The 16,033-nt window shown below is 66.7% G+C and carries 15 protein-coding genes; all 15 read left to right on the plus strand.

Features of this window, described 5'->3' with window-relative positions:
* Positions 1–302 precede the first annotated feature (302 nt).
* A complete protein-coding gene (gene rpmH / locus PLC66_RS08260; RefSeq protein WP_002926183.1) occupies positions 303–437 on the plus strand; it encodes a 50S ribosomal protein L34 in 135 nt (44 codons plus the stop codon).
* Position 438: 1 nt separating this feature from the next.
* Positions 439–801 carry a ribonuclease P protein component gene (gene rnpA, locus PLC66_RS08265; RefSeq protein WP_324539245.1) on the plus strand — a complete coding sequence of 121 codons (363 nt, stop codon included), beginning with the start codon at positions 439–441 and terminating at the stop codon, positions 799–801.
* Positions 798–1,007 (plus strand): membrane protein insertion efficiency factor YidD, encoded by a 210-nt coding sequence (gene yidD / locus PLC66_RS08270; protein WP_324539247.1) that lies wholly within the window; start codon positions 798–800, stop codon positions 1,005–1,007. Before rnpA ends, yidD begins: the two co-directional genes overlap by 4 nt.
* Before the next feature lie 20 nt (positions 1,008–1,027).
* Positions 1,028–2,686, plus strand: a complete 1,659-nt coding sequence (yidC, locus tag PLC66_RS08275; protein ID WP_324539249.1) for a membrane protein insertase YidC — start codon at positions 1,028–1,030, stop codon at positions 2,684–2,686.
* Complete coding sequence (mnmE, locus tag PLC66_RS08280; RefSeq protein ID WP_324539251.1) at positions 2,658–4,010, plus strand: tRNA uridine-5-carboxymethylaminomethyl(34) synthesis GTPase MnmE; 1,353 nt, start codon at positions 2,658–2,660, stop codon at positions 4,008–4,010. Before yidC ends, mnmE begins: the two co-directional genes overlap by 29 nt.
* Before the next feature lie 63 nt (positions 4,011–4,073).
* Positions 4,074–4,844 carry a sulfite exporter TauE/SafE family protein gene (locus tag PLC66_RS08285; RefSeq protein WP_324539252.1) on the plus strand — a complete coding sequence of 257 codons (771 nt, stop codon included), beginning with the start codon at positions 4,074–4,076 and terminating at the stop codon, positions 4,842–4,844.
* Between the two features lie 112 nt (positions 4,845–4,956).
* On the plus strand, positions 4,957–5,355 hold the full coding sequence (locus tag PLC66_RS08290) for an S-adenosylmethionine decarboxylase family protein (RefSeq protein ID WP_324539254.1): 399 nt from the start codon (positions 4,957–4,959) through the stop codon (positions 5,353–5,355).
* Positions 5,352–6,236 carry a polyamine aminopropyltransferase gene (gene speE / locus PLC66_RS08295; RefSeq protein WP_324539256.1) on the plus strand — a complete coding sequence of 295 codons (885 nt, stop codon included), beginning with the start codon at positions 5,352–5,354 and terminating at the stop codon, positions 6,234–6,236. Before PLC66_RS08290 ends, speE begins: the two co-directional genes overlap by 4 nt.
* Before the next feature lie 183 nt (positions 6,237–6,419).
* On the plus strand, positions 6,420–7,670 hold the full coding sequence (gene rsmB, locus PLC66_RS08300; RefSeq protein ID WP_324539258.1) for a 16S rRNA (cytosine(967)-C(5))-methyltransferase RsmB: 1,251 nt from the start codon (positions 6,420–6,422) through the stop codon (positions 7,668–7,670).
* Positions 7,621–8,232 (plus strand): DUF4390 domain-containing protein, encoded by a 612-nt coding sequence (locus tag PLC66_RS08305; protein WP_324539260.1) that lies wholly within the window; start codon positions 7,621–7,623, stop codon positions 8,230–8,232. The genes rsmB and PLC66_RS08305 overlap by 50 nt, the downstream gene beginning before the upstream one ends.
* Positions 8,229–10,346 carry a sensor histidine kinase gene (locus PLC66_RS08310; protein WP_324539262.1) on the plus strand — a complete coding sequence of 706 codons (2,118 nt, stop codon included), beginning with the start codon at positions 8,229–8,231 and terminating at the stop codon, positions 10,344–10,346. The genes PLC66_RS08305 and PLC66_RS08310 overlap by 4 nt, the downstream gene beginning before the upstream one ends.
* Before the next feature lie 8 nt (positions 10,347–10,354).
* A complete protein-coding gene (locus PLC66_RS08315) occupies positions 10,355–11,602 on the plus strand; it encodes a sigma-54-dependent transcriptional regulator (protein WP_324539264.1) in 1,248 nt (415 codons plus the stop codon).
* A 115-nt stretch (positions 11,603–11,717) separates the two neighbouring features.
* The gene (gene trkA, locus PLC66_RS08320) at positions 11,718–13,121 is read left to right on the plus strand and encodes a Trk system potassium transporter TrkA (RefSeq protein WP_324539266.1); all 1,404 of its coding nucleotides are present in this window, start codon (positions 11,718–11,720) and stop codon (positions 13,119–13,121) included.
* Between the two features lie 17 nt (positions 13,122–13,138).
* Complete coding sequence (locus PLC66_RS08325; RefSeq protein WP_324539268.1) at positions 13,139–14,596, plus strand: TrkH family potassium uptake protein; 1,458 nt, start codon at positions 13,139–13,141, stop codon at positions 14,594–14,596.
* An 88-nt stretch (positions 14,597–14,684) separates the two neighbouring features.
* Entirely contained in the window at positions 14,685–15,755 is a 1,071-nt protein-coding gene (gene hemE / locus PLC66_RS08330) for a uroporphyrinogen decarboxylase (RefSeq protein ID WP_324539269.1), read from the plus strand.
* Positions 15,756–16,033 lie beyond the last annotated feature (278 nt).

The raw sequence follows: 16,033 nt of genomic DNA on the forward strand, positions 1-16,033 counted from the left end.
GTCTGGGTCAGGGGCAATGTGGGGCAGGCAGCAGCGATGTCGAGGGTGGCGCAGCCGCCGCTGCGCTTACGCGAAAGACGGTCGGTGGCGTGCATTCTGGGGGCGAGGTACCTTCTTTGCGCTCGAGTGGCGACATTTGCCAGGCCGCAGGCGATACACTGCGGCACGGGAGGGAGGTACGAAAGCGTTCCATTCTAACCGCCGAGGCCGGACTTATCCACAGGGGCTGGCAAAAATTCTTATTGACAAACATGGGATTATCCCTTTAACTCTCGCGTTTGACCTAACACTGGCAGTCGATCATGAAACGCACTTATCAGCCCTCCGTTGTCCGTCGCAAGCGCACCCACGGCTTTCTGGTCCGCATGAAGACCCGTGGCGGCCGTGCGGTCATCCGCGCACGTCGTGCCAAGGGTCGTCATCGCCTCGCTGTCTGAGGTGACGCTGCCCACGGGCGCTGATCAGGGTTTCCGCAGCGCTCACAGATTGCACAAAACGGATGAGTATTCATCCGTTTTTGCTTTTCGGCGGGCACTGCGCGGGCGCTTCTACATGCTGCATTACCGCCCCAACGCGCTCGATACGGCCCGCCTCGGCGTGGTCGTGGCGAAGAAGCTGGCCAAGCGCGCCAAGGTGCGCAATCTGGTCAAGCGTATTGCGCGTGAAATCTTCAGGCGCCATCGTGAGGCCTTGCCGCCGATGGACCTGGTCGTGCGCCTGCACGCGCCGGTTGCCAAGGCGACGCGTGCCGAGCTGAATCTCGACCTGCTTGCTTTGCTGCAAAGGCTGCCCCGGCAATGAAGACCCTGATGCTCGCCCTGCTGCGGTTCTATCGCTACGCGATCAGTCCCATGCTGGGCCGCAATTGCCGGTTTCATCCGACCTGTTCCGAATATGCGATCGAGGCGATCCAACGCCACGGTGCGCTACGTGGCGGCTGGCTTGCCGCCAGACGGGTGGGACGCTGTCACCCCTTCAATCCGGGCGGGTATGATCCCGTTCCCTGACCTGAGACAGAACGAATCCGATGGATCAACGCCGCCTCATCCTCTTCCTGGTTTTTTCCTTCGCCCTCGTGATGCTGTGGGATGGCTGGATCAAGCACAACCAGCCCGCGCCCGTGGCGCAACAGCCGGTCGCCGGCGCCGCCGCACCCACCGATGGAGCGGTGCCGACGCCGTCCGCGAGCCTTAGTCCGGGTCAGGTTGCCGTACCGGGCGAGCAGCAGGTGGCCGCAGCGACGGCGGCCGCCCGCGTGGTCGTCGAGACCGACATGATCCGCGCCCAGGTCTCTGCCCAGGGCGGCGACATCGTGCGGCTCGAGCTCAAGAACCACCGCGCCAGCGGCAAGAGCGACGACAACTTCGTGCTGCTCGACGACGGCTCGCGCCACCAGTACGCGGCCCAGTCCGGTCTGATCGGCGAGGGCCTGCCGACGCACAAGACCTTGTTCGAGCTGCCGGCGAGCGAGCTGCGCCTGAAGGATGGTGAGGATCGCGTCGAGCTGCGCCTGCAGGCGCCGGAACAGAATGGCCTGCGCGTCACCAAGGTCATGAGCTTCCACCGCGGCAGCTACCTGATCGACGTCGCCTACGAGATCGTCAATGAGAGCGGTCAGCCGGTTTCGCCGCACGCCTACTTCCAGCTCACCCGCGACGGCGTCGCGGCCGAGCAGGTCGAGGCCTTCGGCGTGCATACCTTCACCGGCCCGGCCTTCTTTACCGAAGCCGGCAAGTTCCAGAAGGTCGACTTCGGCGATCTGGACAGCGGCAAGGGCAAGGTGCCGCCGCCCGCCACCGATGGCTGGGTGGCGATGGTGCAGCATTACTTCGTCAGTGCCTGGCTGCCCGAGCAGGGCGTGCAGCGTGAATACTTCGCGCGCCCGATCGGGGGCGGAATGTACTCGGCGGGCATCATCGTGCCGGTGTCGACGATCGAGCCGGGTGCGACGGTGACGATCGGTTCGCGCCTGTACTCGGGCCCGCAGGAGCAGGACAAGCTCGAAGGCATCGCGCCCGGCCTCGACCTCGTGGTCGACTACGGCTGGCTGACGGTGATTGCCGCGCCGCTGTTCTGGGTGCTGTCGTGGTTCCACAGCCTGACCGGTAACTGGGGCTGGGCCATCATCCTGGTCACGGTGGCGATCAAGCTGGTCTTCTTCCCGCTGTCGGCCGCCAGCTACAAGTCGATGGCCAAGATGCGGGTGCTCGGCCCGCGTCTGCAGCGCATGAAGGAGATGTACGGCAACGACAAGGCCAAGATGCAGCAGGAGATGATGAATCTCTACCGCACCGAGAAGATCAACCCGCTCGGCGGCTGCCTGCCGATCCTGGTGCAGATCCCGGTGTTCATCGCGCTGTACTGGGTGCTGCTCGGCAGCGTCGAGATGCGCCACGCGCCCTGGCTGGGCTGGATCACCGACCTGTCGGCGAAGGACCCCTACTTCATCCTGCCGATCATCATGGGTGCCTCCATGCTGGTGCAGATGAAGCTCAACCCGACCCCGCCGGATCCGATCCAGGCCAAGGTGATGATGGCGATGCCGATCATCTTCACCTTCATGTTCCTGTGGTTCCCGTCCGGCCTGGTGCTGTACTGGGTGGTGAATAACCTGCTGTCGATTGCGCAGCAGTGGCAGATCACGCGGATGATCGAGAGTGGAAAGGCAGCCGGCAAGAGCGCCTGATACTATCGCCGCGATCGCGACGGCGCCGGGCCGCGGAGGCATCGGCGTCGTTCGCGTATCGGGTGCGGCGCTGGGCGCCTTCGCCGAGGCCTTGTGCGGCCGGCGGCCGCAAGCGCGCAAGGCGCACTTCACCCGCTTCGTCGATGCGGCAGACCGAATCATCGACGAAGGCATCCTGCTGTACTTCCCCGCGCCGGCCTCGTTCACCGGCGAAGACATCCTCGAGTTGCAGGGCCATGGCGGCCCGGTGGTGATGCAGTTGCTGCTCGAGCGCTGCATCGAGCTGGGGGCTCGCCTGGCCGAGCCCGGGGAGTTCACGCGGCGCGCCTTCCTCAATGGCAAGCTCGACCTGGCGCAGGCCGAGAGCGTCGCTGACCTGATCGAGGCTTCGACGGCGGCTGCGGCGCGTTCGGCGGTGCGCTCGCTGTCGGGGCGCTTCTCCGAAGAAGTCCATCGCATCGTCGACCGCCTTGTCGATCTGCGCATGCTGGTCGAGGCGACGCTCGACTTTCCTGAAGAAGAGATCGAGTTCCTCGAGCGCGCGCGGGCCCTGCCGCGGCTGGAGGGCATTCGCGCCGAGCTCGAGATCCTGCTCGACCGGGCGCGGCAAGGGGCGCTGCTGCGCAGTGGCCTGAACGTGGTGCTCGTTGGCGCGCCGAATGTGGGCAAGTCGAGCCTGCTCAACCGGCTCGCCGGCGAGGAGCGGGCGATCGTGACCGACATCGCCGGCACCACGCGCGACGCCGTGCGCGAGACGATCCAGATCGAAGGCATTCCGCTGCACATCATCGATACCGCGGGTCTGCGCGAAACCGCGGATATCGTCGAGCGCATCGGCATCGAGCGCACCTGGCGCGAGATCGAGCGTGCGGATGTGATCCTGCATCTGCTTGAGGCGGGCTCAGGCGGGCGCAGCGAGAACGGGATCGATCAGCGGCTGCCGGATGGCGTCGAGCGCATCACCGTCATCAACAAGATCGACCTGCGCGACGGCCCGGCCTTGCGCGAGGAGAACGAAGGTCGCGTGAGCCTGCATGTCTCGGCGCGCACGGGCGAGGGCATCGATCTGCTGCGGGCCGAGCTGCTCCGCGTGGCCGGCTGGCATGCGCATGGAGAAGATGTGGTCCTGGCGCGCGAGCGCCACCTGCAGGCGCTGCGCCGCGCGCTGGAGCATGTGTGCGAGGCGGGGGGGCAGGTCGGTGCGCTCGAGCTCTTTGCCGAGGAGCTGCGCCTCGCTCAGGAGTGTCTGGGCGAGATCACCGGCGAGTTTGGCGCAGACGACCTGCTGGGCGTGATCTTCTCGCGCTTCTGCATCGGCAAGTAAGCCTGCCTGTGGTCGGGGTGCGGCCAGCACCCGGGCTTTCTTGTTCCACGTGAAACATTGCCGATGGATATCGAGTTTCTCTTTCTTGCGCTGGGTCTGGCGGCGCTGTTTGCGGGCTTCGTTGACTCCATCGTCGGGGGCGGCGGACTGATCCAGCTGCCGGCGCTGTTCACCGCGTTTCCGCAGGCTGCGCCCGCTACCCTGTTCGGTACCAACAAGCTCGCCAGCGTCATCGGCACCGGGAGTGCCGCCATCCAGTACAGCCGGCGGGTGGCGATTCCCTGGCGCGTCGCCGGACCGGGTGCGCTCGCGGCGCTGGTGGGCTCGTGGTATGGCGCGAAGGCAGTCGCCTATCTCGATCCGGCCATCCTGCGCCCGCTGATCCTCGTCTTACTGGTGCTGGTGGCCATCTATACCTTCGTGCGCAAGGGTCTGGGCTCGGTGTCGGTCGAGCCCGAGCATGGCTGGCGCTCGGTGCTGCTTGCACTGGCGATCGGCGGCTCGATCGGCTTCTATGACGGATTCTTCGGCCCTGGCACCGGCAGCTTCCTGATCTTCCTCTTCATCCGCTTGCTGGGCATGGACTTCCTGCGCGCCTCGGTGTCGGCGAAGATTCTCAATGTCGCGACCAATGCCGCTGCCATTGCGTTCTTTGTGGGCAATGTCGAGTTGATGTGGAAGCTCGCTGCGGTGATGGCGGCCTGCAACCTGACCGGGGCGATCCTGGGCTCCCGCATGGCGCTGAAGCACGGTGTCGGTTTTGTGCGCAAGATGTTTCTTGGGGTGGTTGTGGTGCTGATTGCCCGTCTCAGCTACGACACCTTCCTGCGCTGAGGCTGTCGGATGTTTCACGTGAAACATCGCCGCAAATATCTTTGCAAAAATATTGCATTAGCCGCTCATGATAAAATGCAGGTCTCACTCATGAACCAACAAGATCGGGGAAATGAACGGACTTCATCTCATCGCGGATATCTATTCCTGCCAGTCCGAGCCTGGACTGCTCATCGAGCGCGAGCGGCTCGAGGCCCTGTGCGTGGCCCAGTGCAACGAGGCGGGCCTCACGCCACTGGGCGCGTACTTCTATCAGTTCCTGGATGAACAGGGGGAGGCGGCTGGGGTGACCGGGACCGTGGTGCTGGCGGAGTCTCATCTGGCCATCCACACTTGGCCCGAGACCGGTGATGCCACGCTTGACGTCTATGTCTGCAATTTCTCGCGTGACAACAGCGGTCGCGCCCGCCAGGTGTTCCAGCGCGTGATCGGCGCCCTGGCGCCGCAGGAGGTCGTTCGCCACGAGGTCATCCGCGGGCGCTTGCCGGTGAATGAGGCCGTCGCCTCATGACCACGACGGTGAGTGCCCTCCCGGACGGTGTGTTGTCCGAGTCCCTGTCCACGGATGCCGGTTACTTCCTGCAGGCCGGCCGCCTGCTTGAGCGCGGGGAGTCGGAGTGGCAGTCCTACGAGGTGTGGGACACGCCGCGCTTCGGCAGGTTGTTCCGCCTCGATGGCTGCTTCATGACCTCGGAGCGCGACGAGTTCTACTATCACGAGAACATCATCCACGTGCCCGGGCTCGCCCATGCGGGTCCCCGCCGCGCCCTGATCATCGGCGGCGGCGATGGCGGCTCAGCCGAGGAGCTGCTGAAGTATCCAGGCATGGAAAAGGTCGTGATTGCCGAGCTCGATGCCAAGGTGATCGACATTGCGCGGCGCTACTTCGATGCCGTGCATCACGGCGCGCTCGACGATCCGCGGGTGGACATCCGCATCGGCGACGGCATGAAGTACGTGCATGAGGACGGGCCGGCGGCCCGCGATCGCTATGACCTGATCGTGCTCGATCTCACCGATCCGGTCGGTCCCGCCGAGGCGCTGTACGCGGAGGACTTCTTCCGTGCCTGCCGTGCCTTGCTGACCACAGGGGGCGCACTGAGCCTGCACATCGGCACGCCGGTGTTCCAGCCCGAGCGGGTGAGGGCGCTGGTCGAGCGCTTGCGCCAGGTGTTCGCCTGTGTGCGGCCCTATTTCCTGTACATTCCGCTCTACGGCAGCCTGTGGGGGCTGGCGACCGCGTCTGACTCGCTCGACCCGCTGGGCCTCGACGAAGCCGAGGTCGATCGTCGTCTCGCCGCCCGCGGCATCGCCCGCCTGCAGCATCTGAACGCAGCCGTATATCGCGCGCAGTTTGCCTTCCCCAACCACTTGCGTGCCTTGCTCGCCTGATCAGCGCGGGCGCGGCGACGCCTCCCCGGACCCTGCATCGTGACTTCCTCCCCCAAGCCGGGTCGGCGCGCCGTCCCGGCGGCGTCCCGTCAAACCGCCACCCCTCGTGCCGCGCGACCGGCGCTGCGGCGTCCCGTCGCAGCGCCCGCGCCTGTTCTGGCTGAAGACAGTCTGGCCCTCGCCATGGTCCGCGCCGCCTCCCTTGTGGCGGGTGTGCTCGAGGGCGGTAACCTCACCGATGCCTTCGAGCGCCTGATGGCTGCGCATCCGGCCTGGTCCGATGCGTCACGCGGTGCTGTCCGCGACCTTGCGTGGTCCACGTTGCGCGACTATAGGCACGGCGATGTCGTGCTCGACCGCCTGTTGCGCTCGCCGCCGCCCACGGTGATCCATGCGCTGCTGCTGGTGGCCCTGCTGCGGCTGCGCCAGAGGCCGGAACAGGCGCACACCGTCGTGGATCAGGCGGTGCAGGCGGCCGCGGTGTCGATGCCTGCGCTCAAGAACATGGTCAATGGGGTGCTGCGCAATGCCCTGCGCCAGCAGGCGAAATGGGCGCAGTGGACGCAGGCCGACGAGGAGGCCCGCCACGGCTTTCCGGCGTGGTGGATTGCGCGCGTGCGCACGACAGCCGGCGAGGGCTGGGAGGCGGTGCTCGCCAGCGGCAATGAGCGTCCGCCGATGGCCGTACGCGCGAACGCGCGGCGCAGCACGCCCGACAAGATGCTCGCCGAGCTCGACGCCGCAGGCATCGCTGCGCGTCGGCTGGAGAACGACGCCATCCTGCTTGACCACCCCGTGGCGGTCGCCCGCCTGCCGGGCTTCGCCGAAGGGCGGGTGTCGGTGCAGGATGCCGGGGCGCAATGGGCGGCGCGCCTGCTCGCGCCGCAGGCGGGCGAGCGGGTGCTCGACGCCTGTGCCGCGCCGGGCGGCAAGACCGCCCATCTGCTCGAATCGGCGGACATCGAGCTGCTGGCGCTCGAGCTCGACGCGGGGCGGGCCGAGCGTATCGGGCGCAATCTCGCGCGCCTCGGTCTTGGCGCACAGATCAAGGTCGCCGACTGTCGTCAGCTCTCGCGCTGGTGGGATGGGCGCCCCTTCGATCGTATCCTCGCCGACGTGCCCTGTTCGGCCTCGGGCGTGGTGCGCCGCCACCCCGACATCAAGTGGCTGCGTCGCGAGACGGATATCGTGCAGTTTGCCGCACAGCAGGCGGAAATTCTCGACGCCCTTTGGCAGACCCTCGCCCCGGGTGGCACAATGCTCTACGTCACCTGTTCGGTCTTCGACGAGGAAAACGCCGAACAGATCGCCCGTTTCTGCACCCGCCATGCGGACGCGGAACGCCTTGCGCCCTGCGGCCATCCCGATCTGAAGCTGCTCCCCAATGCCGAACATGACGGCTTCTATTACGCCCTTCTGCGCAAGCAGGCTTGAACGTCTGCTGCGTCATGTCGCCTTCGTTCTGCTGATCTGTTTCGCCGCACTCGTCCGCGCCGATGACGGGGTGATTCGCAGCGCCGAGATCGTGCGCGGGGAGGGGGGCTACGTGCTCAACGCCGACATCGACATCGAGCTCAACTCGCGCCTGGTCGATGCCGTGTCGCGCGGGGTGTCGCTGTACTTCACCACCGAGCTCGTCATCGAGCGTCCGCGCTGGTACTGGTTCAATCGGGTGGTGGTCGACCGCAGCCTCGAGTACCGGCTGTACTACCACGCGATCACGCGCAGCTACCGGCTGTCGATTGGCAGCTTTCACCAGAGCTTCGATTCGCTCGACGCGGCCGTGCTGACCATGCGGCGGGTGCGCAACTGGCAGGTGGCCGACCTCGACACGCTTGAGGCGGGCGTGTCGCACCAGGTGGCGGTGCGCTTCCGGCTCGACACCAGCCAGCTACCCAAGCCCTTCCAGGTTACGGCCATCGGCAGCCGTGACTGGAACCTGGGCACGGACTGGCTGCGCTGGACCTTCCTGCCCGGGGCGCCTGGTTTCCAATGAAGCATATCTACCTCGTCGTGGTCGCCGCGCTGGCGGGGATCTCGCTCTTTCTGCTGACCTCGGCAAGCGCCAACACCGAGCTGTTTGCCGGCAGCTATCCCTTCCTGCTCGCGCTCAATGGGGCGGTTGCGGTGGCCATGGCCGGCCTGGTGGGCGTGCAGTTGCGTCAGCTGTGGCGCGAATATCGCCGCCGGGAGTTCGGCTCGCGCCTGAAGTTCCGTCTCGTGCTGATGTTCGCCCTGATGGGTGTGGTGCCCGGCGTGGTGGTGTATGCGGTGTCGCTGCAGTTCATGGTGCGCAGTATCGAGTCATGGTTTGACGTGCGCGTTGACTCTGCCCTCGAGGGCGGCATCGCGCTCGGCCAGAACGCCCTCGACTACCTCGCCAGCCAGGTGCGCGACAAGGCCGACGACATGGTGCTGGAGCTCGAGGGCGTGGGGCCGGGCGCGGCCAGCCTGCTCAACCGCCTGCGCGAGCAGGCCGGCATCAGCAGCGCCACGATCCTCACCGCCAACGGCCAGCTGCTGGCGACTGCGGCAGACCAGGCCCAGGGCCTGATCCCCGAGCTGCCCTCGTCGGCCGAACTGCGTCAGGCGCGCCAGAGTCGCCATCTGCAGACCGTCGATAGCCGACCCGATGGGCGTCTGCAGATCCGCGTGATCGCACCGATTCCGCTGCGCACGCTGGCGGGCGAACCCAACCTGCTGATGCTGACGCAGCCCGTGCCGGAGTCCTTCGGCCGCAATGCCGAGGCGGTGCAGGAGGCCTACCGCGACTACCAGCAACTCACGCTCGGACGCAGCGGCCTGAAGCGCATCTACACCATCACCCTCAGCCTGACCCTGTTGCTCGCGCTGCTGACCGCGCTCGCCGTGGCCTTCCTGATTGCCCGCCGCCTGGCCGCGCCGCTGCTCATCCTGGCCGAGGGTACGCAGGCGGTGGCCGAGGGCGACTACAGCCCGCGCCAGGCCTTGCCGGCGCGGGACGAGCTCGGCGTGCTGACGCAGTCCTTCAACCGCATGATCCACCAGCTCCAGGATGCCCGTGCGGCCGCCGACCGCAACCGCGCCGAGGTGGAGGCCGCCCGCGCCTACCTCGAGAGCGTGCTCGCCAACCTCTCCACCGGGGTGCTCGCCTTCTCGGCCGACGGTCATCTGCGCGCCGCCAACCACGGCGCGCTGCAGATCCTCGACGACGACCTCGCCGGCTTCGAGGACATCAGGCTGACCGAATGGCCGCGCCTGGAGGCGTTCCGCGAGACCCTGCTCGATGGCTTCGCCACCCATGATGGCGACTGGAAGACGCAGGTCGAGCTGCCGGTGAAGGACAGCTCGCCGCTCAGCCTGCTGATCCACGGCTCGCGCCTGCCGGCGGCGACGGGCGGCGGCCTGGTGGTGGTGTTCGACGACATCTCCAGCCTGGTCGCCGCGCAGCGAACCGCCGCCTGGGCCGAGGTGGCGCGCCGTCTCGCGCACGAGATCAAGAACCCGCTGACCCCGATCCAGCTCTCGGCCGAGCGGCTCGCCTTCAAGCTTGCCGACCGCCTCGACGACAACGGGCGCGAGATGCTCGAGCGCGCGACCACGACCATCGTCAACCAGGTCGAGGCGATGAAGAATCTGGTCAATGCCTTCCGCGACTATGCGCGGCTGCCCGCACCGACGCTGGTGGCGCTCGACGTCAACGCGCTGATCCGCGAGGTCCTGCACCTGTACGAGAGCTCGGCGGTGCATGTGCGCACCGAGCTCGCCGCCGACCTGCCGCTGGTGCAGGGCGACCCCAGCCAACTGCGACAGGTGATCCACAACATGCTGCAGAATGCCCAGGACGCGCTGGCGGGCATGGACGATGGCGAGGTCCGGGTGCTGACCCGGCGCGAGGGCGAGCGCGCGGTGCTGCTGTTCCGAGACAACGGGCCGGGCTTTCCGGCCGAGGTGCTGGCGCGCGCCTTCGAACCCTATTTCACCACCAAGTCGCGCGGTACCGGTCTGGGCCTGGCAATGGTGAAGAAGATCGTGGACGAGCACGGGGGTGACGTCCGCCTGACCAATCGCGATGCCAGTGGTGCGGAAGTCCGCATCCGCCTGCGGCTGGCCGAACACACGGAAGTTTGACGAACGCAATGGCAAAAATACTGATCGTTGACGACGAGATCGGGATCCGCGAGCTGCTCTCCGAGATCCTGCGCGACGAGGGGCACGACATCCTGCTCGCCGAGAATGCGGCCGCCGCGCGCGCTGCGCGCAATGCGGTGCGGCCGGACATGGTGCTGCTCGATATCTGGATGCCCGACACCGACGGCATCACCTTGCTCAAGGAGTGGGCGGCCAACGGCCAGCTCAACATGCCGGTGGTGATGATGTCCGGCCATGGCACCATCGACACCGCGGTCGAGGCGACCCGCATCGGTGCGATCGACTACCTGGAAAAGCCGATTGCGCTGCAGAAGCTGCTCGCCGCGGTCAAGCGCGGGCTGCAGCGGCCGCAGGCACCCGGTACGCCGGCACCGCTGACCCTGGCCGCGTTTACACGCTCGGTGCCGCTGCGCGAGCTCAAGCGCCGGCTCGAGCAGATCAGCAACAGCTCGCGCGTGTTGCTGCTGCGCGTCGGCCCGGGCAGCCTGGCCGAGCTGGTGGGCCGCAGCGTGCAGGCCGCCAACGCGCCCTGGCTGGATCTGGCGGGCGTAAGCACACCGCTCGACATCGGCCAGCTGCAGGCCGCCCAGGGCGGCGTGCTGTTCGTCGGCGAACTGGCGCGGCTGTCGCGCGCGCAGCAGAAGAATCTCGCCTTCGCCCTCGATCGCCTCGAGCGTTATGACCTGCGCCTGGTGGTGGCGACCGATCGCAGCCTCGATGGCCTGGTGGGCGAGGGCTGGGAGGAGGGACTGCTGAGCCGTCTGTTCGAAGTCAGCCTGGCGCCGCCGTCGGTGGCCGATGTGCGTGACGACCTGCCGGAGCTCGCTAGCCAGCTCCTGCTGCATCTGGTGGAGGCGGGCGAGGTGCCGCTGCGCCGCTTCTCCACGGCAGCGCTCAACCAGTTGCGCAACCTGCCCTGGCCGGGCGGCTACGCCGAGCTGCGCGCGGCGGTGAAGTCGCTCGCCCTGGGCACGCTGGAAGAGGAGATCGGCGCTGGCGAGGTGCGTCGCCTGCTGCCGCCCGACCTCGCTGCGGGGGCCTGCGGCGTGTCGCTCGATCAGCCCCTGCGCGAGGCGCGCGAGGCCTTCGAGCGCATGTACTTCGAGCACCACCTGCGCCTGGAGGGCGGCAACATGACCCGCCTCGCCGAGAAGACCGGACTCGAGCGCACCCACCTGTACCGCAAGCTCAAGCAGCTTGGTCTCCAGGCCGGGCGCCGGCACGAAGAGCACTGAGCGCGGGCGGTCCGGGAGCACGTCGGCATGCCGATTTGGTGCGTTGCAACATGCGCTGTCGGCGGCCTCTTCGCGAGCGTAGAATCAGCTCCTCACAAAGAGTCGGGAATTCAGGGTGAAGATCATCATTCTCGGTGCCGGCCAGGTGGGCACGTCGGTGGCCGAAAACCTGGTATCCGAGGCGAACGACATCACGCTCGTCGATACCAGCGAGGAGTACCTCGACGTCCTGCGCGATCGTCTCGAGGTGCGCACCGTATGCGGTAACGCCGCCTCGCCGCGGGTGCTGAGGGAAGCCGGTGCGGAGGATGCCGATCTGCTCATCGCCGTCACCCAGTCCGACCAGACCAATCTGTGCGCCTGCCGCATCGCCAAGGTGCTGTACAACCTGCCGACGCGCATCGCCCGCCTGCGCTCGACCGACTACGTCGATTACCCGGAGCTGCTCGACGACAGCAACTTCGCGGTCGATTTCTCGATCTGCCCCGAGCAGGTCGTCACCGACTACATCAAGCGCCTGATCGCCTTCCCCGAGGCCTTGCAGGTGCTCGAGTTCGCCGACGGGGTGGTCAGCCTAATCGGCGTGCGCGCCTTCGAGGGCGGGCCGCTGGTCGGCCACCCTCTGAAGGCGCTGCGCTTTCACCTGCCCAACGTCGAGGTGCGCATCGCCGCGATCTATCGCGACGGCCTGCCCATCATCCCGGAAGGCGACACCGTCATCCTGCCGGGCGACGAGGTCTTCTGCCTGGCGGCGACCGTGCATATCCGCAAGGTGATGGGTGAGCTGCGCCGCTCCGACCGGCCGATGCGCCGCATCATGATCGCCGGCGGCGGCAACATCGGCTTTCGGCTCGCGCAGTCGATCGAGGACAACTACCACGTCAAGATCCTCGAGCTCAACCGCGGCCGCGCCGACATGCTGGCCTCGCACCTGTCGCATGCGCTCGTGCTGCGTGGCGACTCCACCGACGAGAAGCTGCTCGAGAGCGAGGGCATCGACGAGACCGACCTGTTCGTCGCGCTGACCAACGACGAGGAGGACAACATCATGTCGGCCTCGCTCGCCAAGCGCATGGGTGCGCGGCGCACGCTGGCGCTGATCAACCGCAAGAGCTATGTCGATCTGGTGCAGGGCGGGCCGATCGACATCGCCATCTCGCCGGCGCTTACCTCGATCGGCACCCTGCTCGCCCACGTACGCCGCGGCGACGTGGTGGCGGTGCACAGCCTGCGCCGCGGCGCGGCCGAGGCGCTCGAGATCATCGCCCACGGCAACCGCAAGGACTCCAAGGTCGTGGGCCGCCCGATCGAGGACATCGCGTTGCCCAAGGGGGCGACCATCGGCGTCGTCGTGCGCAACATCAAGAATGACGAGGGCCGCGTGCTGCGGCGCGAGGTGATCATGCCCCACCACGACACCGTGATCGAGCAGGACGATCACGTGATCGTGTTCTGCACCAACAAGCGGCTCGTGCGCAAGGTGGAGAAGCTGTTCCAGGTCGGCTTCACCTTCCTCTGACTCCCGGACCTCTCCCCATGCGTGCCTACTACCCCGCGCTGAACGCGCTCGGCCTGATCATCATGATCTTCGGCCTCCTGATGGGGTTTCCGCTGACGGTCTCGGTGGTGCTCGACGATGGTGCGACCCTGGCCTACGACCAGGCGATCTTCGTCACCGTTGTCGCCGGCCTGCTGCTGTGGCTCGCTACCCGCGCCAAGCGGCGCGACCTGCGGGTGCACGATGGCTTTCTGCTGGTGGCCTCGACCTGGGTGGTGCTGCCGCTGTTCGGCGCCCTGCCCCTGCTGGCCTACATCCCCGAGCTGCGCTTCACCGACGCCTACTTCGAGGCCGTCTCCGGCCTCACCGCGACCGGCGCCACCGTGCTCACCGGTCTGGACGACCTGCCCGTCTCGATCAACCTGTGGCGCACCTTCATGCACTGGATCGGCGGCATGGGCGTGATCGTGCTGGTGGTGGCGATCCTGCCCCTGCTCGGCATCGGCGGCCGGCAGCTGTACAAGGCCGAGGTGCCGACGCCGATGAAGGACGCCAGTCTCACGCCACGCATCGCCGAGACCGCGAAGGGCCTGTGGGTGACCTACGTGCTGCTCACCATCGCCTGCGGCCTGTCGCTGTGGTGGGCCGGCCTGGAGGGTTGGGATGCGGTGATCCATGCCTTAACCATCGCCGGCCTGGGCGGTTTCTCGAACAAGGATGCCTCGCTCGGCCACTTTGGCAATCTCAACGTCGAGATCGTCGCCATCGTCTTCGCCCTGCTCGCCGGGCTGAACTACGCCACCCACTACCTCGCCCTGGTGCGCCGCTCGCCCCGCCCCTACCTGCGCGACCCCGAGATTCCCTTCTACTTCGGCGTGCTCACGATCAGCACCTTGCTGCTGACTGCTTACCTGGCGCATTTCGACGCCCACGCCGATGTCGGCACGACGCTGCGTTACGTCGCCTTCCATGTGGTGTCGATCTCGACCTCGCTCGGGCTGTCGACCTACGACTACACCGTGTGGCCGATGTTCGCGCAGATCTGGATCCTGTTCCTGGGCAGCTTCATCGCCTGCTCCGGCTCGACCGGGGGCGGCATCAAGATGATGCGCGCGATGATCCTGTACAAGCAGGTGTTCCGCGAGATCGTGCGCAGCCTGCACCCGCATGCGGTGCGTCCGGTGCGCCTCGGGCGCAAGCCGGTGCCGGAGACCATCCTGCACGCGGTGCTGGGTTTCAGCTTCATGTACATGGTGTCGATCGTGAGCCTGACGCTTATCCTGTCGGCCACCGGCCTGGAGCTGGTCACCGCGTTCTCGGCGGTCGTCGCCTGCCTCAACAACACCGGTCCCGGGCTCGGCCTGGTCGGCCCAGCCTCCAACTACCAGGGGCTGGAGGACATCCACAAGTGGGTGCTGTCCTTCACGATGATCCTCGGCCGCCTCGAGATCTTCACCTTCCTCGTCGTGCTCACGCCCACCTTCTGGCGGCGCTGAGGCCCCTTGATCCCCGACAACCCCCTTGTGGCGCGGGACAGGCGATAATCACGGCTTGACCCTGACTGCCCGCCCAAGAGGACTCGACGTGAGCCGACTGAAGAACGACACCTTCCTGCGCGCCCTGCTGCGCCAGCCGACCGACTACACCCCGCTGTGGCTGATGCGCCAGGCCGGCCGCTATCTGCCCGAGTATTGCGAGACCCGTCGTCGTGCCGGCAACTTCCTGAACCTGTGCAAGAGCCCGGCGATGGCCTGCGAAGTCACGCTGCAGCCGCTGGCGCGCTACGACCTCGACGCCGCGATCCTGTTCTCCGACATCCTCACCGTGCCCGACGCCATGGGACTGGGCCTGTACTTCGCCGAGGGCGAGGGGCCGCGCTTCGAGCGCCCGCTCAAGGACGAGTGGGAGATCCGCAACCTGAGCGCGCCCGACCCGCATGCCGAGCTGCAGTACGTGATGGACGCGGTGAGCGAGATTCGTCGCGCGCTCGACGGCAGCGTGCCGCTGATCGGCTTTTCCGGCAGCCCGTGGACGCTGGCCTGCTACATGGTCGAGGGCGGCTCGTCCGACGACTACCGCAAGGTCAAGAGCCTGGCCTACAGCCGCCCCGACCTCATGCACCACATCCTCGAGGTTACCGCGCAGGCGGTAGTGAAGTACCTCAACGCGCAGATCGAGGCCGGTGCGCAGGCGGTGATGGTGTTCGACTCCTGGGGCGGCGTGCTGTCCGAGGCCGCCTACCGCGAGTTCTCGCTGCGCTACCTCGAGCAGGTGATCGCCGGCCTGATCCGCGAGCGCAACGGCCAGCGCGTGCCCAACATCGTGTTCACCAAGGGCGGTGGCCTGTGGCTCGAGTCGATCGCCGCCATCGGCAGCGATGCGGTCGGTCTCGACTGGACGATGGACATCGGCCGCGCGCGCCGGCTGGTCGGCGACAAGGTGGCTTTGCAGGGCAACCTCGATCCGAACGTGCTGTTCGCCCCGCCCGAGGTGATCGCCGCCGAGACCCGGCGTGTGCTCGACGCCTTCGGCAACCATCCGGGCCACGTCTTCAACCTCGGCCATGGCATCTCGCAATACACCCCGCCCGAGAGCGTCACCGTGCTGGTGGATACGGTGCACGAGCACAGCCGCAAGCTGCGCGCCCAAGGCTGAGCGGGTCGATGTGCGGCGGCCGTTTGCGCTACGGCCGCCGCGGTCTGTCAAGGCAAAAATTGCGTTATCAGGGCTTGACTTATGCACATCCGGCCGTTCCGGTGCTCAATTTCCCCAGAACGGGGCGGCTTATGCGCTATGTTTTATAAGTGTTTGAAAATAAACAAAATATAACTTGCGCAATGTTAAGGCAATGTGACTAAAAGCCTGATTCTGCGCCGCTTTGAGGGCGATTCACCCAGCTTGCCCACAAACTTATCCACAGGTTTTGTGGACAA

It is taken from the genome of Thauera sp., assembly GCF_035444905.1.
GTDB lineage: Bacteria > Pseudomonadota > Gammaproteobacteria > Burkholderiales > Rhodocyclaceae > Thauera.